This window comes from Streptomyces sp. NPDC033178 (assembly GCF_055577685.1).
The window spans coordinates 104,440-125,109 of sequence record NZ_JBVIPT010000006.1; the positions used below are offsets into that span (position 1 = coordinate 104,440).

Sequence of the window (20,670 nt, forward strand, 5' to 3'; positions counted from 1 at the left end):
ATCGGTGCATGACGGCGTCGAACCCTCCTCGTGACGAGTCCAAGCCCCGCCCCGGCGGCCAGCCGCAGCGTGGCGTCCACCTCGACAGTACGGCGCAACTCATGAACCGGATCAGCAGTCAGCTCGGCAGTCAGCTCGGCCTCGTGTCCCTCGACGGCACCCGGCGTCCCGCCCCGCCCGCGCTCGTCCTCGTGGGCCACGGCAGCCGCGACCCGCGCGCCCTGAGCACCGTCCGGATCCTCCTGGACCGGATCCGCGCCCTGCGCCCCGGCCTGCCCGTGCACCTGGGACACATCGAGCTGAACGAGCCCCTGCTGCCCGACACCCTCGCGGGCCTCGGCACCGGTGACGCCGTCCTCGTACCGCTGCTGCTCAGCCGCGGCTACCACGTCAAGCAGGACATCCCCGAGGCCGCGGCCGCCGCACGGGCGAACACCCGCATCGCCGGGCCGCTCGGCCCGCACCCGCTCCTCGTGGAGACGCTGTACGAGCGCCTGACCGAGGCCGGATGGCGGGCGCCCCGGGACGAGGCCGAGCGCAGGGCGAGCGGGGTCGTGCTCGCCGCCGCCGGTTCCCGCGACCCCGACGCGGCCGTCGACACCCGCCGCACCGCGGGCCTCCTGGCCGAGCGGCTCGGCGTCCCCGTCGTCCCCGCGTACGCCTCCGCCGCGGCCCCCACCGTCCCCGCGGCCGTACGCGCCCTCGCCGCCCGAGGCCGCCACCGCGTCGCCGTCGCCTCCTACTTCACGGCCCCCGGCCGCTTCTCCACCGAGTGCGCGGCGGCCGCCCCCTGGATCGCGTCGGCCCCCCTGGGAGCCCACCCGTCAATGGCCCGCCTGATCCTGCACCGCTACGACCAGACCCTGGCAACCCCGGCCACACCGGAACGAGCACTGGCCTCGGCCTAGAACTCCGGCCAAGGGCGGAGGGGCTTCTTCCAAGGGGCGCGGGGAACTGCGCGACAAGCCACGACGAACCCGCACCCGCAAACGAACAGAACCCGGCAGACGCGCAGGCACAAAAGGCTCACGCCCCGATTGTCGGCAGCTCCGCTTACTGTTCAAGACATGGAAGGCACCAGCACCGACACCACCCAACCCCCGTACGAGCACCACATCGCACCCCCCGGCTACGACCCCACGTCGGTGGCCCGCTGGGCCACTGAGCCGGACAAACGCCCCGGCCGCACCGCCTTCCAGCGCGACCGCGCCCGCGTACTGCACTCCTCGGCCCTGCGCCGCCTCGCCGGCAAGACGCAGGTCGTCACGCCCGGCACCAGGAGCCAGGTCTGGGACGCGAGCCCCCGCACCCGCCTGACCCACTCCCTGGAGTGCGCCCAGGTCGGCCGCGAGCTGGGCGCCGCCCTCGGCTGCGACCCCGACCTCGTCGAGGCGGCCTGTCTCTCCCACGACCTGGGCCACCCGCCCTTCGGGCACAACGGAGAACAGGCACTGAACGAGTTCGCGGAGGACTGCGGCGGCTTCGAGGGCAACGCGCAGTCGCTACGACTGCTCACCCGCATCGAGCCGAAGCGCTTCGTGAGAAGCGAGACCGTGACATCGGCCTCCCCCGCGCTCGAACGCGGCTCGCGAGGGGGCACCCCCAGCACGGCGGGCGGCGGCGACCTCGTCAGCGTCGGGCTCAACCTCACCCGGGCCGCCCTGGACGCCGCCACCAAGTACCCCTGGCCGCGCGGCGCCCACCCGACCGACCCGAAGTCCCCGAAGTTCGGGGTCTACGACGACGACCGCCCCGTCTTCGACTGGGTCCGCGAGGGCGCCCCCGGCACCCGCACCACCTTCGAGGCCCAGGTCATGGACTGGGCCGACGACGTGGCGTACTCCGTGCACGACGTCGAGGACGGCCTCCACGCGGGCCACATCGACCCCAACTGCCTGCACGCGGAGCCCGAGCGGCAGGAGATCTTCGCGGTCGCCGTCGGGCGGTACGTCCCGGTGGACACCGACCCCGCCGAGCTCGGCGAAGCCCTCGACCGCCTCCTGGACCAGGAGTGGTGGCCGCACGGCTACGACGGTTCCGCGGTCGCGCAGGCCCGGCTGAAGGACGCCACCAGCCAGCTCATCGGCCGGTTCTGCCTCGCCGCGGAGGGCGCCACGCGCGCGGCGTACGGGACGGGCCGGCTCACTCGGTACGCGGCCGAGCTGGTGGTCCCGCGCGCGGTCCGACTGGAGTGCGCGGTCCTCAAGGCGGTCGCCGACCGGTACGTCATGCAGCGCGCCGAGCAGGAGCGGCTCCGCGCCGACCAGCGGATCGTCGTCGCCGAGCTGGCGGAGGCGCTCACCGCCCGCGCGCCGGACGGTCTGGACCCGCAGTTTCGAGCCCTGTTCGACCAGGCGTCGGACGACCGTGCCCGCAAGCGGGTGATCGTCGACCAGATCGCGTCCCTGACGGACGCCTCCGCGCGATCACTGCATGCGAGGCTCACGGGGTAGCTGTGGCGTCCGGACGGGGAGGGCGTGACCCTGCGTGGCCTGATCGGGCCACTCCCTCTTCCCCCATCACGCTCCGTGCGGGACGCTCGCATGTGGCGACATCCTTACGAGGAGGCATCAAGTGGTCGACGCAGATCAGACATTCGTCATCGTCGGAGGCGGGCTGGCCGGCGCGAAGGCGGCCGAGACGCTCCGGGCGGAGGGCTTCACGGGCCGCGTGATACTGATCTGCGACGAGCGCGACCACCCGTACGAACGCCCGCCGCTGTCCAAGGGCTATCTGCTCGGCAAGGAGGAGCGCGACAGCGTCTTCGTCCACGAGCCCGCCTGGTACGCGCGCAACGACGTCGAGCTGCACCTCGGCCAGACCGTCGACGCCATCGACCGGACCGCGAAGACCGTCCGCTTCGGTGACGACGGCACGCTCGTCCACTACGACAAGCTGCTGCTCGTGACCGGCTCCGAACCGCGCCGCCTGGACATCCCGGGCACCGACCTCGCGGGCGTCCACCACCTGCGGCGCCTCGCCCACGCGGAGCGCCTCAAGCACGTACTGACCGCCCTCGGCCGGGACAACGGCCACCTCGTCATCGCGGGCGCGGGCTGGATCGGCCTGGAAGTCGCCGCGGCCGCCCGCGAGTACGGCGCCGAGGTCACCGTCGTCGAGCCCGGGCCGACCCCGCTGCACTCGGTCCTCGGTCCGGAGCTCGGCCAGCTCTTCGCCGAGCTGCACCGCGAGCACGGCGTCCGCTTCCACTTCGGCGCCCGGCTCACCGAGATCACCGGCCAGGACGGCATGGTCCTGGCGGCCCGCACGGACGACGGCGAGGAGCACCCCGCGCACGACGTCCTGGCCGCCATCGGAGCCGCCCCGCGCACCGGCCTCGCCGAGGCCGCGGGCCTCACGATGGTCGACCGCGCGCAGGGTGGCGGCATCGCGGTCGACGAGCAGCTGCGCACCTCCGACCCCGACATCTACGCGGCCGGTGACGTGGCCGCCTTCCACCACGCGCTGTTCGACACCCGCCTGCGCGTCGAGCACTGGGCGAACGCCCTGAACGGCGGCCCGGCGGCGGCCCGCGCGATGCTGGGCCGCGAGCTGACGTACGACAGGGTGCCCTATTTCTTCTCCGACCAGTACGACGTAGGGCTCGAGTACTCGGGCTGGGCGCCCCCGGGCACGTACGACCAAGTGGTGATCCGGGGAGACGCGGGCAAGCGCGAGTTCATCGCCTTCTGGGTGAAGGAGGGACGGGTGCTGGCCGGGATGAACGTGAATGTGTGGGACGTCACGGACCCGATCCAACAACTGATCCGGACCCGGACCCAGGTGGACTCCGAGGCACTCGCGGACCCGCACGTTCCGCTGGACAGTCTGGTCTCATGACCGACGGCGGCGCTCGACTGTCACACCGTCCCCGTAGAATCCATGCGTGGCTGGAAGGATCAACGACGAGGACGTGAAGGCTGTTCGGGACGCGGTCCCGATCGACGCCGTGGTCTCGGAGTACCTCCAGCTGCGCAACGCGGGCGGCGGAAACCTCAAGGGTCTCTGCCCCTTCCACGACGAGAAGTCGCCCTCCTTCCAGGTCAGCCCGAGCAAGGGGCTCTTCCACTGCTTCGGCTGCCAGGAGGGCGGCGACACCATCACGTTCGTGATGAAGGTCGACCACCTCACCTTCTCGGAGTCGGTCGAGCGCCTCGCCGCCCAGGCGGGCATCACCCTGCGCTACGAGGAGGGCGGCTACAACCCCTCCCACCAGCGCGGCGAGCGCATCCGCCTGGTGGAGGCCCACAAGATCGCCGCCCAGTTCTACATCGAGCAGCTCGACACCAGTTCCGAGGCCGACACGGGCCGCAAATTCCTCGCGGAACGCGGCTTCGACCAGTCGGCCGCCGCCCACTTCGGTGTCGGCTACAGCCCCCAGGGCTGGGACCACCTCACGCGCTACCTCCGCGGCAAGGGCTTCAGCGACAAGGAGATCCTCCTCTCCGGCCTCTCCCAGGAGGGCCGTCGCGGCCCCATCGACCGCTTCCGCGGCCGCCTGATGTGGCCGATCCGCGACATCGGCGGCGAGGTCGTCGGTTTCGGCGCCCGAAAGCTGTACGAGTCGGACAACGGCCCGAAGTACCTGAACACGCCCGACACACCGATCTACCGCAAGTCCCAGGTCCTCTACGGCATCGACCTCGCCAAGAAGGACATCGCCAAGAGCAGCCGGGCGGTCGTGGTCGAGGGCTACACGGACGTGATGGCCTGCCACCTCGCCGGCATCACCACGGCCATCGCGACCTGCGGCACGGCCTTCGGCGGCGACCACATCAAGATCCTCCGACGGCTGTTGATGGACAACGGCTCGGCGCGCGTGATCTTCACCTTCGACGGCGACTCGGCCGGCCAGAAGGCCGCCCTGCGCGCCTTCGAGGACGACCAGAAGTTCGCCGCCGAGACGTACATCGCGATCGCCCCGGACGGCATGGACCCCTGCGAACTGCGCCTCGCCAAGGGCGACGCGGCGGTCGCCGACCTGGTCGAACCGCGCACCCCGCTCTTCGAGTTCGCGCTCCGCCAGATCATCCTGCGCTACGACCTGGAGACCCCCGCGGGCCGCGCCGCAGCGCTCGACGAGGCGGCCCCGATCGTCGCCCGCATCAAGAACAGCGGCGCCCAGCACGAGGTCGCCGTCCAGCTCGCGGGCATGCTCGGCATCCTCGACACACAGTTCGTCGTCAAGCGTGTCGCCCAGCTGGCCCGCTGGGCCCGCGACCGCGGCGGCATGGGCCCCGCGCCGACGAGCACCGGCCGCCCCCGGCAGCAGTACGAGAACAGCGGACCCAGGCAGTCCTCGGGCCCGGCCCTGACCCTCCGCAACCCCGTGTTCGCCACCGAGCGCGAGCTCCTCAAGCTCGCCCTCCAGCGCCCCGACCTGGTCTCCCCGGCCTTCGACGCGTACGGCGTGGACGAGTTCACCGCCCCGCCGTACGCGGCCGTCCGCGAGACGATCATCGAGGCGGGCGGCGCGGAGTACGGCGTCCAGGACCCGCAGGAGTACCTGGTCCGTGTCCGCGAGGCCGCCTCCGACGACGCCGTTCGCGCCATGGTCACCGAGCTGGCCGTCGAGGCCATCATGCGCAAGACCGTCGACGAGCACTACGCGGGCGAGCAGCTGGTCACCGTCCGCCGCCGCGCCGTCGAGCGCCGCGTCCGGGACGTCCAGGGCGCCCTCGCCCGCGCCAGCGCCCAGGGCGACCCGGCCCAGCTGGCCGCCGTACAGAACGAGTTGTGGGTGCTCCAGCAGTACGACCAGGCTTTGCGGGAGAAGGGCGCGGGCGCGCTCTGAGAGCGTCGGGCCCGCGCTCCGGGACGGGTCGGGCCCGCGCTCCGGGACGAGTGAGGCCCGCGCTCCGAGGTGGGTCAGTCCCCGGCCGGGGAGTACGGCGGACCCGGCGGCTGCCCGTCGAACGTCGGCGTCACGGCCCGCACCAGCCGGTCGGTGAACTCCCGCTCGGCGTCCGCGAACCGCGGATACTCCGTGACGAAGTGCTCCCACTCCACATATCCGAGCGCCTCCACCAGGTCCTCCAGGAAGACCCCTTCGCGGTACTGGCGCGGCCACTCGCCCGACAGCCGGAACACCTCGTGCAGCAGCTCGTGGCGCAGCGGGTGCCGTTCGGCGAGCAGCACGGCGTCGTACAGGTCCTTGCCCTGCGCGTGCATGTCGTTGACCAGCCACATCAGCTTCCAGGCCAGCGACAGCCCGGGAGTCGCGCCCCACACGACCGTGCCGCCCGGCAGCTCCACCGGCTCCGGCTCCTCGGGCAGCCGCTCGTTGAAGACGAAGTCGAGCTGGACATGCCCGCCGGGCAGACCGGGCGCACCCCAGGGCAGCACCATGCGGCGCCCCGGCACCCGGTCGTACGTCCAGATGTCCTCGACCACAGCGCCCCGCGCCGAGATGCCGACCTCCCGCCCGCGCTCGTCGGCCAGCGCCTCGGCGGCCTCCGCGATCCCGTCGAGCATCCGGGCGGTACGCCCCTCGTCGACCCGCCAGGTGCTCGGTACGACGACGAAGTCCAGGTCACCGGGCTCGCGGGCGGCGTCCCCGAACCACGCCGACATCAGCACACTGCCGCGCAGCACCAGCGACTCGACCCACTCCGAGCCGGCGATCGCGGCGAGCACGAGATCCAGCGCCCGGCGCCGCGCCGACCGCCAGGCCTCGCCCCTGGCCGGGTCGGAGAAGCCGGGGTCGGTGGCTCGGTAGGCGTTCTGGTGGTGCTTCATGGCCGGGTCGAAGACCGGCCGCTGCACCGCGTCGTCCGCCTCCACCCAGTGCAGGGTCCGCGGCAGGTCCTGCGCCCGGCGGGTGGCCTCGTCCAGCGGCTCCCGGGGTATCTCGACGCTCCGCCAGCCGAATTCCTGCCATGTCCCGCTCATCCCAGCACCTCCTCGGTCGATCTCGGCATCTGCTCCACGGGCGCCGCGTGCGACCTGCGCGCCCCGGCTTCCTCGATCCATCCGTCGTCGACCGAGAGATCACTGTCGTGGAGGACGAACTCCCGCTCCACATCGGCCACTTCGAACCCGTACAGCTCCGCCAGCAGCAGCTCCAGCAGCCGCCCGGCCCCCTCCGCGTCCACGCCCCGGCACCGCTGCGTCACGAACCGCTCGTGCCGCCCACCGGTGCCGTCGATCTCGCTGCCGCTCTCGCCGCCGCGCACCCGCCGGGCGTTCCACGAGAGATGGGCGCCGTGCGGGACGACCCTCGTGGCCAGGGCGTCGAGGTCGGTGTCCGCGTCGAGCAGCAGCTTCACGTGATGCTCGAAGTACCGCTCGTCGCCGCCGGTTCGACAGGGCTCGCGCGGTACCTCGGGGGCCCACGGGGACGACTCGATCTTGACGCGTACGGGCACGAATCCGTCGGCCCGCAGACGTGCGGCGACTTCCCGGGCCCGGGCCGATTCGGCGGCGTACGACGGGGAACCCGCCAAGGTGACCATCGGCTGCGAAGGCATCCGGCCGCGTGCCAGCACGATGTGCGTCAGCTTGAGACCGGCCCTGGCCGCCCAGCACCGCAGCCGTTCCGATTCGGCGGCGCTGTCGCAGCGGACCGTCACGTGAGTTTCGTAATGGGAACCGCACACTCGGGGATCGTGCCAGATCAGGGTACGAACGGGCACGCGGGTTTTCCGCGAGGGTAACCACCCGGTCACGGACCGGACTCAAAAAGTCACCGCACGCCCCTCGTGGCGACGATGTGTCGTACTCCACACTGGGTTCCGGTGCCTGAGTCCTCGGAGCGCGGCCGACCCGAACGCGACGGGTCCATTGTCCCCGCGGTTCCGCTCAATGACTTCGGGAGGGACAGCGGCAAGGCCGTCGGCCCCATCCCTGACGTACCGCTGCCGCACGCCTCAGCAGCGACATTCCTGGAGGTCGCCCCCGTGCAGACCCAGACCCTCACCCAGACCGACAACACCGGCGACACGGACACGGATTCCGACGTCATCGGGGCCGTACCCGCGCAGAGCCGTGCCGCGCACCACCCCGAGACGGCGGCGGAACCGGAGGGCTCGCAGGCCGAGCCCGACGAGCCGCCCGTCACCCTCGTGGAGACCGAGACGCCGGAGCCGGTGGAAGTGCCCCGCGGGCGTACGGACACCGGTGGGCCCTCGTCCGACCTGTTCCGCCAGTACCTGCGGGAGATCGGCAGGATCCCGCTGCTCACCGCGGCGGAGGAGGTGGAGCTGGCGCGCCGGGTCGAGGCCGGCCTCTTCGCGGAGGAGCGGCTGCGGCTGGCTCCCGACCTGGACAGCCAACTCGCCCTGGACCTCGACAAGTTGGTCGTCATGGGCCGGATGGCCAAGCGCCGGCTCATCGAGGCGAACCTCCGGCTGGTCGTCTCCGTCGCCAAGCGGTACGTGGGGCGCGGGCTGACCATGCTCGATCTGGTCCAGGAGGGAAACCTGGGGCTGATCAGGGCGGTCGAGAAGTTCGACTACGCCCGTGGGTACAAGTTCTCGACATACGCGACCTGGTGGATCCGCCAGGCCATGTCCCGGGCCCTCGCCGACCAGGCCCGGACGATCCGGGTGCCCGTCCACGTGGTCGAGTTGATCAACCGGGTGGTGCGGGTGCAGCGGCGGATGCTGCAGGAACGGGGGTACGAGCCGACGCCGGAGGAGGTCGCGGCGCACCTGGACCTGCCCAGCGAACGGGTCAGCGAGGTCCTGCGGCTGGCCCAGGAGCCGGTGTCCCTCCACGCTCCTGTGGGCGAGGAGGACGATGTGGCTCTCGGGGACCTCATCGAGGACGGGGACGCGACGAGTCCTGTGGAGTCGGCGGCGTTCCTGCTCCTCCGTGAGCACCTGGAGGCGGTCCTCTCCACGCTCGGCGAGCGTGAGCGCAAGGTCGTCCAACTCCGGTACGGGCTGGCCGACGGCCGTCCCCGCACGCTGGAGGAGATAGGCCGCATCTTCGGCGTCACCCGCGAGCGCATCCGCCAGATCGAGTCCAAGACCTTGAACAAACTCCGAGACCACGCCTTCGCAGACCAACTGCGGGGCTACTTGGACTGACCTGGGGTTTCCTCGCCCCCGCCGCCCCTACCCATTCCCGTCCCTTTCGGGGGCTCCGCCCCCGAACCCCCGCTCCTCAAACGCCGGAGGGGCTGATTTTCAGCCCGTCCGGCGTTTGAGGACGAGGCCGTTCAGGCCGATGGCGGGGGTCTGGGGGCGGCAGCCCCCAGGGGACGGGACGGGTAGGGGCGGCGGGGGCGAAAAAAGTCCGCCGGCCCCCGAGGGCCTCAGTCCACCTCCACCACGGCCTCCGCGAACTGGGCCTTGTACAGGCGGGCGTACGCGCCGTTCGACGCCAGTAGGTCCGCGTGCGCGCCCTGTTCCACGATCGAACCGTTCTCCATCACGAGGATGGTGTCGGCATCCCGGATCGTCGACAGACGATGCGCGATGACGAACGACGTCCGCCCGTGCGCGAGCTTCGCCATCGCCTTCTGGATCAACACCTCGGTACGGGTGTCCACCGAACTCGTCGCCTCGTCCAGCACAAGGATCACCGGATCGGACAGGAACGCCCGAGCGATCGTGATCAGCTGCTTCTCACCCGCACTCACCCCCGACCCCTCGTCGTCGATGACGGTGTCGTACCCGTCGGGCAACGTCCGGACGAACCGGTCGGCATGGGCGGCCCGAGCCGCCTCCTCGATCTCCCCGCGCGTGACCTCACGCGACGCCCCGTACGCGATGTTCTCCGCGATCGTCCCGCCGAACAGCCAGGTGTCCTGCAGCACCATGCCGATCCCGGCCCGCAGTTCGTCCCGGGACATCTTCGCGATGTCGACCCCGTCGAGGGTGATCCGCCCGCCCGTGACCTCGTAGAACCGCATGAGCAGGTTCACGAGTGTGGTCTTGCCGGCGCCCGTCGGCCCCACGATCGCGACCGTGTGCCCCGGCTCCACCTTCAGCGACAGATCCTCGATGAGCGGCTTCTCCGGGTCGTACCGGAAGGAGACCCCCTCCAGCGCCACCCGCCCCCGCAGTTCCTCGGGACGCGCCCCCGTCACCGGGTCCGCCTCCTGCTCCTCCGCGTCCAGCAGTTCGAAGATCCGCTCCGCCGAGGCGACGCCGGACTGCACGAGGTTCGCCATGGACGCGACCTGGGTGAGCGGCATGGAGAACTGCCGGGAGTACTGGATGAAGGCCTGCACGTCACCGATCGAGAGGGCGCCCGACGCGACGCGCAGACCGCCGACCACGGCCACCAGCACATAGTTCAGGTTCGACACGAACATCATCAGCGGCTGCATGACCCCGCTGTTGAACTGCGCCCGGAACCCGGCCTCGTACAGCTTCTCGTTCTCCTCGGCGAACTGCGCCGCCGACTCGTCCTGCCGACCGAAGACCTTGACGAGGTTGTGGCCGGTGTACATCTCCTCGATGTGCGCGTTGAGCTTGCCGGTGGTCCGCCACTGCTGCACGAAGTGCGGCTGCGACCGCTTGCCCACCCGGGTGGCGACGAAGAACGACAGCGGCACGGTGACCAGCGCGACGAGCGCGAGCAGCCACGACACCCAGAACATCATCGCCAGCACACCGACGATCGTCAGCAGCGAGTTGACCAGCTGGCCCATCGACTGCTGAAGGGTCTGCCCGATGTTGTCGATGTCGTTCGTGGCGCGGCTGAGCACCTCACCGCGCTGTCGCTTGTCGAAGTACGACAGCGGCAGCCGCGACAGCTTCGTCTGCACGTCCTCGCGCATGTTGTACATCGTCTTGTTGACGGCCCGGTTCACCAGCCGCGTCGCCACGGTCATCAGCAGACCGGCCACCAGGAACGCCACGAGCGCGAGCAACAGCACCTCGCCGACCGCGCCGAAGTCGATCCCCTTGCCCGGGGTGAAGTCCGTCCCGGAGAGCATGTCGGCCATGCCGCCGTCGCCGCGCTCCCGCATCGCCGCGAGGGCCTCGGTCTTCGTCTGGCCTGCGGGCATCTCCCGCCCGACGACCCCGGCGAAGACGAGGTCGGTGGCCCGGCCCAGGATCTTCGGCCCGAGGACCGAGAGGCCGACGCTGAGCACCACGGCGACGAGCATCACGTACAGGGTGGCGCGTTCCGGCTTGAAATGCGCCAGAAGCCGCTTTCCGGACTTCTTGAAGTCCATCGAGTGATGGTCGGGGCCCGTCCCGGCCATCATCCGCCCCATGGGCCCGGCCATCAGGCTGCCTCCGCTTCGGTCAGCTGGGAGAGCACGATCTCCCGGTATGTCTCGTTCTCCGCCATCAGCTCGTGGTGGCGGCCCGCACCGACGACCCGGCCCTCGTCGAGGACCACGATCCGGTCGGCGTCCCGGATGGTCGACACCCGCTGGGCGACGATCACGACGGTCGCCTCGGCCGTCTCCTGCGCGAGCGCCCTCCGCAACGCCGCGTCCGTCGCGTAGTCGAGCGCCGAGAAGGAGTCGTCGAAGAGGTAGATCTCGGGGCGCTGCACAAGGGTCCGGGCGATGGCGAGCCGCTGCCGTTGACCGCCCGACACGTTCGTCCCGCCCTGCGCGATCGTCGCGTCGAGACCGTTCTCAAGGCCCTCCACGAACCCCTTGGCCTGCGCCACGTCCAGCGCGTGCCACAGCTCCTCGTCGGTCGCGTCCGGATTCCCGTACCGGAGATTGGTCGCCACCGTGCCCGCGAAGAGGTACGGCTTCTGCGGTACGAGGCCCACCGTGCGCGCGAGCAGCCGCGGCTCGACCGTCCGTACGTCGACGCCGTCCACCAGCACCTCGCCGTCCGTGGCGTCGAACAGCCGGGGGACCAGGCCGAGGAGCGTGGACTTGCCGCTGCCGGTCGAGCCGATCACGGCGGTGGTCTCACCCGGCAGGGCCACCAGGTCGATGGTCCTCAGCACCGGCTCCTCGGCACCCGGGTAGCGGAACCCGGCACCCCGGAGCTCCAGATGGCCGTGCCGCCGCAGCTCCAGGACCGGCGCCTTCGGCGGGACCACACTGCTGGAGGTGTCCAGGACCTCCTGGATGCGCTCGGCGCACACCTCCGCGCGCGGCACCATCATGAACATGAAGGTGGCCATCATCACGGACATGACGATCTGCATCAGGTAGGCGAGGAACGCGGTCAGCGCGCCGATCTGCATCCCGCCGCTGTCGATCCGGTGGGCGCCGAACCACACCACCGCGATCGACGACACGTTCACCACCGTCATGACGATGGGGAACATCAGCGCCAGCATCCGCCCGGTGCCCAGCGACACCTCGGTGAGGTCGGCGTTCGCCTTCCGGAAGCGCTCCTCCTCGTACGCGTCACGCACGAAGGCCCGGATGACGCGGTTGCCGGTGATCTGCTCGCGCAGGACCCGGTTCACCGTGTCGAGCCGCACCTGCATCGTGCGGAACAGCGGCCGCAGCCGGCGCACGATGAGGCTCACCGAGATTCCGAGCACCGGCACCACGGCGAGCAGCACGCCGGACAGCGGTACGTCGAGACCGAGCGCGAGGACGATGCCGCCCACGCACATGATCGGCGCCGACACCAGCAGGGTGAACGTCATCAGGGTGAGCATCTGCACCTGCTGCACGTCGTTCGTCGTGCGGGTGATCAGCGACGGCGCCCCGAAGTGACCGACCTCACGCGCGGAGAACGACTGCACCCGGTCGAAGATGCCGGCCCGGATGTCCCGCCCTACCGCGGAGGCCGTACGGGCGCCGTAGTAGACGGCCCCGATGTTGCAGACGACCTGGGCCAGCGAGATGCCGATCATCAGGGCGCCGAAGGCCAGGATGTAGCCCGTGTCGCCCTCGACGACACCGTTGTCGATGATGTCCGCGTTCAGCGTGGGCAGGTAGAGCGTGGCGCAGGTCTGCAGGAACTGCAGCAGTACGAGCAGGGCGATGGGTTTCTTGTAGGGCGTGAGATAAGTACGCAGGAGTCGTATGAGCACGCTGGGTCTCTCGGGGTCGGCGGCGGGGCGGTTGGTTGCCCTTGGCCCCTATCGTCGAACACTCCACCCGTGTTACCTCAACTGATTAAGCCAAGAGAGGTCCAAGAGCCGACCGGGCCTCGGTCCGAAGCCGTACGCCGTTCGAGTGATCCGGGCTCCGGAAGGCCTCACGACCGGAAGGCGCCCGGGTGGGTCTGGTCCCGTACCGACACGTACTGCTGCCGCACTGCCTGGCCCACCGCCAGCTCCTCGCCGGGCTCCAGGATCTGCGCGGCCGCGCCCTGCCAGACGGGCGGCAGGCCCGGCTGGATCGTGCCCTGCGAGGTACCGAGCGCCCAGGCCGCCTGCCGGGCCGCGCCGATCGCCGCGTAGTCCGCGGGCTGCGGCACCACGATCTGCGTACCGAGCAGCGCGGGCGCGCAGGCCTGCACCGCGCTCAGCTCGGCGGCCTGGCCAAGCAGGAAGATCCGCCGCACCTCCACGCCCCGCTTGCGCAGCACGTCCAGCGCGTCCGCGAGCCCGCACAGCATGCCCTCGAAGGCGGCCCGCGCCAGGTGCTCGGGCTTCATCGACTCCCGCCGCAGCCCGGCCAGCGTCCCCGCCGTGTGGGGCAGGTTGGGCGTCCGCTCGCCCTCCAGATAGGGCAGCATGACGAGCCCGTGGGAGCCCGGGGTGGACTTCATCGCCAGGTCCGAAAGGGCCTCCAGGTCCGGCACGCCGAGCAGTTCGGCGGCCCCGCGCAGGGCCCGTACGGCATTGAGCGTGGTGACGACCGGCAGGTGCATGCCGGTCGCGTCCGCCAGCGAGGTGATCATTCCGGAGGAGTCGACGAGCGCCTCGTGGTGCACGGCCATCACGGAACCGGAGGCGCCGAGCGACACCACCGCGTCCCCGAGCCCGATGCCCAGACCGAACGCCGCGGCCATCGTCTCGCCCGTCCCCGCCGAGATCAGCAGCCCCTCGGGCGTCGTCCCCGCGGCCTCCCACGGCCCGAGCACATCGGGCAGCAGCGCCTGGTGCCCGAGCGCCAGCTCCACGAGATCGGGCCGGTACGCACCGGTCGCCGCCGACCAGTACCCGGTCCCGGAGGCCCCGCCCCGGTCGGTGGTCCGGCGGGCCGGGCGGCCGAGCAGCTGCCACACCAGCCAGTCGTGCGCCTGGAGCAGCACGCTGGTGCGCAGCGCCGCCTCGGGTTCGTTCTTCGCGAGCCAGCGCAGCTTGGTCACCGGCTGAGCCGCCTGTGGCACGCAGCCCACGGCCTGTGCCCAGGCCTCGCGTCCGCCGAGGGCGTCGACCAGGTCGGCGGCCGCGACCTGCGCCCGCTTGTCACCGCCGACCATCGCCGGACGCACCGTGTTGCCCTGGGTGTCCACCGGCACGAGCCCGTTCTGCTGCGCGGACACTCCGATGGCCTGGACGCCTTCGAGGAGCCCGCCGCCCGCGGCCTCGCCCAGGGACAGCAGCCAGGCCTGCGGGTCGACGTCCGAAGGCCGGCCGCCCTCGGACATGCCGTCCATCGGATGCGGGGCATACCCCTGCCTGAGCACGGCTCCGCTGTCCGCGTCGCAGACGACGATGCGAGTGAAATCGGGCGAACTGTCCAGCCCGGCGACTATCCCCATGGCGGAAATTCTGCCGTACGACCGGAGCAGGCCGTACCGGTCCGGCGGAGGCGGCCGTACCGGTTACGTGTTGCTGGTGCCCCAGTCGTCATCGGTTCGCGTGCCGTTCGTGTTGCGCTCGCGCAGGTGGCGGACCCTGTCGGCCACCGAGTCGGGGACCCGGTCACCGACCTTCTCGCTCACCACGTGATACGCCTTCCCGGCGAACTCGCGTCCCTGCTGGGCCGCGGACTCGGCGGTGTTGCGCACTGCCGGGTTCTGAGCGACCTGCTGTGCGGTCTTCCTCAGCTGCTCGTAGCGCTCGCGCCCGGCACGCGTGCCGAGCACGTATCCCAGGGCCAGTCCGGCGACGAACGTGAGCCGGTAGCGCATGGCGGCCACCCTTCTCTTGTGAGTCGGTACCTTGCGGCGGCGTCGGTCGCAGGCGGGGATTACCGATTGGCGGAGCACCCCCCTGCTTGCGCTAATGTATGTGTCGCAGCGAGCGCACGCCCCCTGGCGAATACCCAGGGAGGTACGTTCGATGCAACGAGGCAATCCCCTGTAGCTCAATTGGCAGAGCAGCCGGCTGTTAACCGGCAGGTTACTGGTTCGAGTCCAGTCGGGGGAGCTTCGGTCTTCCGTAGCTCAATTGGCAGAGCAGCCGGCTGTTAACCGGCAGGTTACTGGTTCGAGTCCAGTCGGGAGAGCAAGGGAACGAGGACCCCGTTGGGGTCCTTTTTCATGTCCTCGGGAACCGCTCCGCCCCAGGTGGGGTCCTCCAGGGCAGGCGAAGTCGACCATCCGAAGCAGGAGATCGTATGAGCGGCTATGCTGCGGCAGACGGCGCGCACAAATGTGCGCGACGCGCCGTAATGGGGCGGTAGCTCAGCCGGTTAGAGCAGCGGACTCATAATCCGTCGGCCGTGGGTTCGAGTCCCACCCGCCCCACCAGGCGCTACGCGTGAAGAATCGATCCGACCAGGTGTTTAGCTGGTGGGGTAGCGCCCTTGAGGGGTGGTCAGGTCCCCTGAGGCTGTTGGGCCGGGAGCGGACGACCGGTCACTGCCCACTTCGGTTCGGCCCTGAGGCCCCCCGCGACCGCGTTCCTACCCCGCCGGGCCGTCGCGGAGTACGCCGCGCACGGTGTCGAGCGGTGCACCTGGTTCGAACTCCGGCAGCCACCACCTCGCCCCGGCTCTCGCGTACGGCCCGGGATCCACACCGAGCGGCAGGCCGACCGCGACGTCGGCGTACCCGAGGACCCCGCGTGCGGCAGCATGAACGCCGGCGTCGGGCAGTGGCTCAGCGCCACCGGAACCGCACCCTCCTCCTACCGGGTCTCCCAGGGCGCGAGGCTGGGAAGGGCCGCGAGCATCGAGGTCACCGCCGACACGGACGGCACGGCCTGGGTCAGCGGCGCCACCGTCGTCTGCGTCCGAGGCACCATCACCCTCTGACCGTCATGTGGTGCCTGAGTCGGGATCGGCCGTCAGCGTCTTCATGGTGACGTAGCTGGTCACCGTGGCCACGGCGGGCAGGGTGGCCAACTGGTTGGCGTGGAAGTCCTCGTAGGCGGGCAGGTCGGCCACCTCGACCTGGAGCAGATAGTCGAAGTTTCCGGTGATGTGGTGGCAGGCGACCACCTCGGGCAGCCGCGTGACGCCCCGCTCGAACGCGACCACGTCCGCGCGGGTGTGCCGCACCAGCCGGACCCCCGCGAACACCCGTAGGCCCGACAGGGACGCCGACATCATCCTCCTGCGCACGGACACCGTCCTCGTCGCCGGCCGCGTGGTCAAGCGCGACGGCGTACTGGTCGGCGTGGACCTGCCCGCACTGAGGACCCGACTCCTCGAATCCCGAAACCGCATCGCGGCGGCCGCGGGCGTTCCACTCGACGGTACGTGGCGCCCGCGGCCGGAGTCGGACTAGGGCTGCACGGGCTTGCCGCGGCCCCAGGACCAGGCGAGGCGGTCGGCGCCGGACTGGTTGGTGGTGGTCAACCAGGGGCGGGCCGGATCGCCGGTCAGGGTCTGCAGCGAGTAGGTGTCGTCCGTACGCAGACCGGGCCAGTACACCGAGCCCATCCTGAGCTCGCGGAACGTGTCGGTGACGGCCTGGAGGTAGTTGACGAAGTTGTTGTCGGGTGTCGGCTTGTTGTAGTCGAGGCCGGTGGTCATCGGGGAGCCGAACTCGTCCGCGACGGTCCGGTTCGCGCAGTCACCGATGCGCACCTTGAGGTCGGCCACCCACTGGTCGTAGGTGGCGTAGTCCTTCCAGAACCCGTAGTGGTGCAGCGACAGATAGGTGCCCTTCAGGCGCGGGTCGGCGCAGACGGTCGTGACGTGGTCGTTGTAGCCGGCGCCACTGACGAAGACCCGGTTGCGGGGGACCTGCCGGTACGTGTCCAGCCACTTCGCGGCTATGTCCGCCCACTCCGTGTCGGTGTAGCCGTGCGGCTCGTTCATCGGCTCGAAGTAGACCCGCTTGTCGCTCTTGTAGGCCTTGACCACGGTGTTCCACATGGGCCAGTACGTGGCCGTGTCGTCGATGAAGCCGTCCTTGCGCGGGCCTGTTCCCTCCCAGTACGAGAGGATGACCTTGAAGCCCTTGTCCGAGGCGGCGTCGATGACTCCGCGATACGACTGCCAGTAGCGGCCGTTGACCGTGTACGGGTTGATGGGCAGCCGGACCGTGTTGGCGCCGAGGTTCGCGCGGAAGGCCGAGATCACCCGGCCGGCCTTGGTGTACGTCTGGGCGTAGGTGTCGGACGTCGACAGGCCGGACAGCACGACCGGGTCGTCGGCGAAGTTGTCACGCGGGTCGGCCCAGTTCACGCCCTTGAACTGGGTCGTGTCCTTGCTGAGCCCGCTCGTGTGTCCGCTCGTGTCTCCACTCGACGTGGCGCCGGCCGGGCTGGCGGCGATGGTCGTGCCGCTGGTCCCGGCGATCAGGAGCGCCACGAAGGCGGCCCGCAGCCGGGGGGTGAATCGGGTGCCGGCGGGGGTTCTGCGCATCAGCTTGCCCTTTCAGGAGATGGCGGCTCGGCGCATGGCCCGGCGTGCGCGCGGCTGAGCGGCCGTCGGTGGTGTGCCGGGTCGGACGGACGGTGTTTACGTAAACATCGGAACGAAGCGTTGAGCCCGACCTCGCGGCCCGGGGCTCGACCTGGGGTGATGTTTACGTAAACATCGTGGCGCCGGAATCGTGGCACCCGGCGTAGCGATCGTCAAGGTTTCCTACGTGTAACAGCCGTTGGGTTGTGGGGCGGGTTGGGTTGCGTCGGTGCTGTTCGGCTCACGGGCGTGTTCGCAGGGGGGACTGCCATGTCACCGTCGTCCCGGTTCCGGGTTCGTCGCCCCTCTCCGCCCCTGCCTCCGCCTTCGCGTCCCTCTCCCTCTCCCTCTCCACCTCCACCTCCGCGTCCCTCTCCGCCTCCGCGTCGCCGTCGTCGAACACCGTCAGCCGTACGCCGGGGCGGCCGTCCGGGAGGGTCGTCGTCGCGTCGACCGAGACGGTGACGCGGGTGGTGCCGGTGCGGCGGGACGCGGCCGCGAGGGCGCTGCGGAGGGCCGTGAGGAGGCGGGTGGCCACCGGGTTCGGGATCCGGGCGTCGACGGGCCCCGTGAACTGTACGGAGGGCTGGAAGCCGAGGGCCGCCGCGGCGCCTGCCGTCTCGCGGAGGACCTTGCCCCGGAACGTGGTGGGGGCGTCGGCGGGCGGCTGCTGCAGCGCGAAGATCGCCGTACGGACCTCCTGGACGGTCGACCGGAGTTCCTCGACGGCCCGGCCCAGCATCGCGTGGACCTCGGCGTCCTGCTCCTCGTCGGCGGTGCGGCGCTGGGTGGACTCCAGCATCATGCCGGTCGCGAAGAGCCGCTGTACGACCAGATCGTGCAGGTCACGGGCGATCCGGTCACGGTCCTCGAAGACCGCGAGCCGCTCCCTGCGCTGCTGGGCGTCCGCGAGGACGAGCGCGAGCGCGGCCTGCGAGGCGAACTGCGTGGCCAGTAGCTGCTCCACGGACGTGTACGGACGGTCGCCGCGCCGACGCGGGAGGGCGAGGGTGCCGATGAGCCGGCCGCCGGCCTGGAGCGGCAGCAGCATGCTCGGGCCGAACCGGTGCCGTACCTCCGTCGTCATACGCGGGTCCGTCGCCGAGTCGTCGACGAACACCGGCTCCCCGCCCAGGAGTTGCTCAAGGACCGCACTGCCCGGCGCGATGGTCGTACCGACGAGACCGCCCGGGTCGTCGGGCGTCGACGCCGTCACGATCTCCATGCCGCCCTCGTCGGTGGGCTGGAGGATCACCCCGGCCGAGGCGTCGGCGAGCATCCGGGCCCGCTCGGCGACCGTCATCAGCGCGTCGGCCGCCGTCTCGCCGGTGAGCAGTGCCGTGGTCACGGCTGCCGCGCCCTCGATCCAGCGCTCCCGCTGACGGACCGTCTCGTACAGGCGGGCGTTGCCGATCGCGATGCCCGCCTGGGTGGCCAGCACCCGGACCAGCTGCTCGTCCTCGTCCGTGAAATCGCCGCCGTCGCGCTTCCCGGTGAGGCGGAGATTCCCGTACGCCTCGTCCAGTACGCGCACCGGCACGTCGAGGCGGCTGTCCGCGGGCTGCCCGGCAGCCGGTGGTTCGGCCGTGTGGAACTCCGTCGGGCCACCGCCACTGTCACGGCAATCGCCACCGCGCCCGGGGCCGGTGGCCTCCAGGGTCGCGTGCCAGGCGTCGGTCAGCTCGGCCGCGGTGTCCACGATGTGCTGGAGCGTGGCATGCAGCTCCGGGTCGACGCCGACTCCCAGGACGGCTTCGAGCAGGCGGGGGAGCGGGCCACGGGGAGCGGACGGCTCGCTGGGTTCGACGGGCTCAGGGGGTTCGACGGGCTCGGGGGGCTCGACGGGCTCGGGGGGTTCGGAGGCTTCGCTCATGCGGGCGGCGGAGGGTCCGGCTCTCTGCGTACGAGCTGCGTGTGGTCTGCGTACGGTCTGCGTTCGGGGGCGGCCGCTCAGGTGGCCAGCGGGTCGAGGGCCAGGGGCTCGATCCGGCCCTCCAGCATCGCGCCCAGGCCGAGGACCGCGCACACGTCGGGGCGTTCGGCGATGTGCACCGGCATGCCCGTCGCGTGCCGCAGCATCTGGTCGAGGCCAGGCAGCAGGGCGCTGCCGCCGACCATCATGATCCCGCGGTCGGCGAGGTCGGCCACCAGGTCCGGCGGGCAGACGCGGAGCACCTTGCCGATGCCGTCGAGGACGGCGGTCAGCGGGGTCTGGATCGCGTCGCGCACGGCGGCCGTGTCGACCTGTACGGAACGGGCGAGGCCGGTGGCCACGTCCCTGCCGTGGATCTCGGTGGAGGCGGGGCCGTGCGGGGTGAGCCCGTTCCCGGAGAGGGCGAGCTGCAGCGGCCGTACGGACTGGGACGGGAGCATCAACTCGTGCTGGTGGCGCAGGTGTTGGACGATCGCGTGGTCGATGGCCTCGCCGCCGACGGGGATGCGTGCGGCGGTCACGATCGATCCGAGTGACAGCACCGCGACCTGGGTGGCGGCGGCCCCGCACACCATGATCATGGTGGCCTCGGGCCGCTCGACGGGCAGTCCGCAGCCGACTCCGGCGGCGATGAGCGTGTCGACGAGCTCGACGCGCCGCGCCCCGAGTCCGACGAGCGTCTCTACGGCGGCGCGCTCCGCGAGCGGGTCGGCGTCGTGCGGGGTGCAGATCGCGGCCCGCAGCCGGGGCTTGCGGCGCAGGGCGCGGCGGACCTTGTCGCCGAGCAGCTGGCGGAGCATGCGCTGGGCCATCTCGATGTCGACGACCGTGCCGCCGGAGACGGGCCGTACGACGCGGATGTAGTCGGGCGTACGGCCCGTCATCTTCTCCGCGAACTCGCCGACGGCGATCAGGGCGCCGGTCTTCGTGTTCACGGCGGCGACACTCGGCTGGTCCACGACGAGCCCGGCGCCCTTCACAAAGACGCGTGTCCTCGCCGCGCCCATGTCGACGGCGAAATGGCAGCGGCGCAACTGCTCCAGGCTGGCGGTCATGGCGGGTCCTCCCGAGAGCACGGACGGTGGGACTCGGCCGGGCGGCGGTCCTCCTTCGCATCGTGGGGGACCTGACGGGGTGTCGCCTTTTGAGGTGGGCC

General features: G+C 71.0%; 17 protein-coding genes and 3 tRNA genes. 10 read left to right on the forward strand and 10 right to left on the reverse strand.

The genetic code is table 11. From position 1 onward, the window contains the following. Positions 1-8: 8 nt before the first annotated feature. The 4 genes from ACZ5VQ_RS16450 (at position 9) to dnaG (ending at position 5,794) form a co-directional block, all read left to right on the forward strand. Positions 9-908 carry a sirohydrochlorin chelatase gene (locus tag ACZ5VQ_RS16450; RefSeq protein WP_469105458.1) on the forward strand — a complete coding sequence of 300 codons (900 nt, stop codon included), beginning with the start codon at positions 9-11 and terminating at the stop codon, positions 906-908. A 159-nt stretch (positions 909-1,067) separates the two neighbouring features. Further along, the gene (locus ACZ5VQ_RS16455) at positions 1,068-2,453 is read left to right on the forward strand and encodes a deoxyguanosinetriphosphate triphosphohydrolase (protein ID WP_469105459.1); all 1,386 of its coding nucleotides are present in this window, start codon (positions 1,068-1,070) and stop codon (positions 2,451-2,453) included. Positions 2,454-2,574: 121 nt separating this feature from the next. Further along, positions 2,575-3,840 (forward strand): NAD(P)/FAD-dependent oxidoreductase, encoded by a 1,266-nt coding sequence (locus tag ACZ5VQ_RS16460; protein ID WP_362085102.1) that lies wholly within the window; start codon positions 2,575-2,577, stop codon positions 3,838-3,840. A 46-nt stretch (positions 3,841-3,886) separates the two neighbouring features. Next, positions 3,887-5,794: a DNA primase gene (gene dnaG / locus ACZ5VQ_RS16465; protein WP_469105460.1), complete on the forward strand. Its 1,908-nt coding sequence runs from the start codon at positions 3,887-3,889 to the stop codon at positions 5,792-5,794. A 74-nt stretch (positions 5,795-5,868) separates the two neighbouring features. Here dnaG and ACZ5VQ_RS16470 read toward each other — a convergent pair whose 3' ends face one another. Both ACZ5VQ_RS16470 and ACZ5VQ_RS16475 read right to left on the reverse strand, forming a co-directional pair. Further along, a complete protein-coding gene (locus ACZ5VQ_RS16470; protein ID WP_469105461.1) occupies positions 5,869-6,891 on the reverse strand; it encodes a nucleotidyl transferase AbiEii/AbiGii toxin family protein in 1,023 nt (340 codons plus the stop codon). Then, a complete protein-coding gene (locus ACZ5VQ_RS16475) occupies positions 6,888-7,634 on the reverse strand; it encodes a hypothetical protein (RefSeq protein WP_469105462.1) in 747 nt (248 codons plus the stop codon). The genes ACZ5VQ_RS16470 and ACZ5VQ_RS16475 overlap by 4 nt, the downstream gene beginning before the upstream one ends. A 102-nt stretch (positions 7,635-7,736) precedes the next feature. Here ACZ5VQ_RS16475 and ACZ5VQ_RS16480 point away from each other — a divergent pair, with 102 nt between their 5' ends. Further along, the gene (locus ACZ5VQ_RS16480; protein ID WP_469105463.1) at positions 7,737-9,032 is read left to right on the forward strand and encodes an RNA polymerase sigma factor; all 1,296 of its coding nucleotides are present in this window, start codon (positions 7,737-7,739) and stop codon (positions 9,030-9,032) included. A gap of 227 nt (positions 9,033-9,259) precedes the next feature. Here ACZ5VQ_RS16480 and ACZ5VQ_RS16485 read toward each other — a convergent pair whose 3' ends face one another. From ACZ5VQ_RS16485 to ACZ5VQ_RS16500, 4 genes are all read right to left on the reverse strand, one after another. Beyond that, positions 9,260-11,188, reverse strand: coding sequence for an ABC transporter ATP-binding protein (locus ACZ5VQ_RS16485; RefSeq protein ID WP_469105464.1), 1,929 nt, complete (start codon positions 11,186-11,188; stop codon positions 9,260-9,262). Then, positions 11,188-12,921 (reverse strand): ABC transporter ATP-binding protein, encoded by a 1,734-nt coding sequence (locus ACZ5VQ_RS16490; RefSeq protein WP_469105465.1) that lies wholly within the window; start codon positions 12,919-12,921, stop codon positions 11,188-11,190. Before ACZ5VQ_RS16490 ends, ACZ5VQ_RS16485 begins: the two co-directional genes overlap by 1 nt. Positions 12,922-13,088: 167 nt before the next feature. After that, positions 13,089-14,543 (reverse strand): FGGY family carbohydrate kinase, encoded by a 1,455-nt coding sequence (locus ACZ5VQ_RS16495; RefSeq protein WP_362088278.1) that lies wholly within the window; start codon positions 14,541-14,543, stop codon positions 13,089-13,091. 63 nt (positions 14,544-14,606) lie between these two features. After that, positions 14,607-14,915: a YtxH domain-containing protein gene (locus ACZ5VQ_RS16500; RefSeq protein WP_200398320.1), complete on the reverse strand. Its 309-nt coding sequence runs from the start codon at positions 14,913-14,915 to the stop codon at positions 14,607-14,609. A gap of 165 nt (positions 14,916-15,080) precedes the next feature. Here ACZ5VQ_RS16500 and ACZ5VQ_RS16505 point away from each other — a divergent pair. From ACZ5VQ_RS16505 to ACZ5VQ_RS16520, 4 genes are all read left to right on the forward strand, one after another. Beyond that, positions 15,081-15,153 (forward strand) — tRNA-Asn (locus tag ACZ5VQ_RS16505). Between the two features lie 6 nt (positions 15,154-15,159). Beyond that, positions 15,160-15,232, forward strand: a tRNA-Asn gene (locus ACZ5VQ_RS16510). 167 nt (positions 15,233-15,399) lie between these two features. Next, a tRNA-Ile gene (locus ACZ5VQ_RS16515) sits at positions 15,400-15,476 on the forward strand. 326 nt (positions 15,477-15,802) lie between these two features. Continuing rightward, entirely contained in the window at positions 15,803-15,982 is a 180-nt protein-coding gene (locus tag ACZ5VQ_RS16520; protein WP_469105466.1) for a hypothetical protein, read from the forward strand. Positions 15,983-15,985: 3 nt separating this feature from the next. Here the strand turns inward: ACZ5VQ_RS16520 and ACZ5VQ_RS16525 are convergent, their stop codons facing one another. Next, complete coding sequence (locus ACZ5VQ_RS16525; protein WP_469105467.1) at positions 15,986-16,228, reverse strand: Lrp/AsnC ligand binding domain-containing protein; 243 nt, start codon at positions 16,226-16,228, stop codon at positions 15,986-15,988. Between ACZ5VQ_RS16525 and ACZ5VQ_RS16530 the strand changes: the two genes are divergently transcribed. Next, entirely contained in the window at positions 16,218-16,457 is a 240-nt protein-coding gene (locus ACZ5VQ_RS16530) for a hypothetical protein (RefSeq protein WP_469105468.1), read from the forward strand. The genes ACZ5VQ_RS16525 and ACZ5VQ_RS16530 overlap by 11 nt on opposite strands. Here the strand turns inward: ACZ5VQ_RS16530 and ACZ5VQ_RS16535 are convergent. From ACZ5VQ_RS16535 to ACZ5VQ_RS16545, 3 genes are all read right to left on the reverse strand, one after another. Continuing rightward, the gene (locus ACZ5VQ_RS16535) at positions 16,454-17,542 is read right to left on the reverse strand and encodes a glycoside hydrolase family 5 protein (RefSeq protein WP_469105469.1); all 1,089 of its coding nucleotides are present in this window, start codon (positions 17,540-17,542) and stop codon (positions 16,454-16,456) included. The genes ACZ5VQ_RS16530 and ACZ5VQ_RS16535 overlap by 4 nt on opposite strands. Positions 17,543-17,822: 280 nt before the next feature. Continuing rightward, positions 17,823-19,454 carry a GAF domain-containing protein gene (locus ACZ5VQ_RS16540; RefSeq protein WP_469105470.1) on the reverse strand — a complete coding sequence of 544 codons (1,632 nt, stop codon included), beginning with the start codon at positions 19,452-19,454 and terminating at the stop codon, positions 17,823-17,825. Positions 19,455-19,531: 77 nt separating this feature from the next. Next, entirely contained in the window at positions 19,532-20,569 is a 1,038-nt protein-coding gene (locus ACZ5VQ_RS16545; protein ID WP_055618758.1) for a rod shape-determining protein, read from the reverse strand. Between the last annotated feature and the right edge of the window lie 101 nt (positions 20,570-20,670).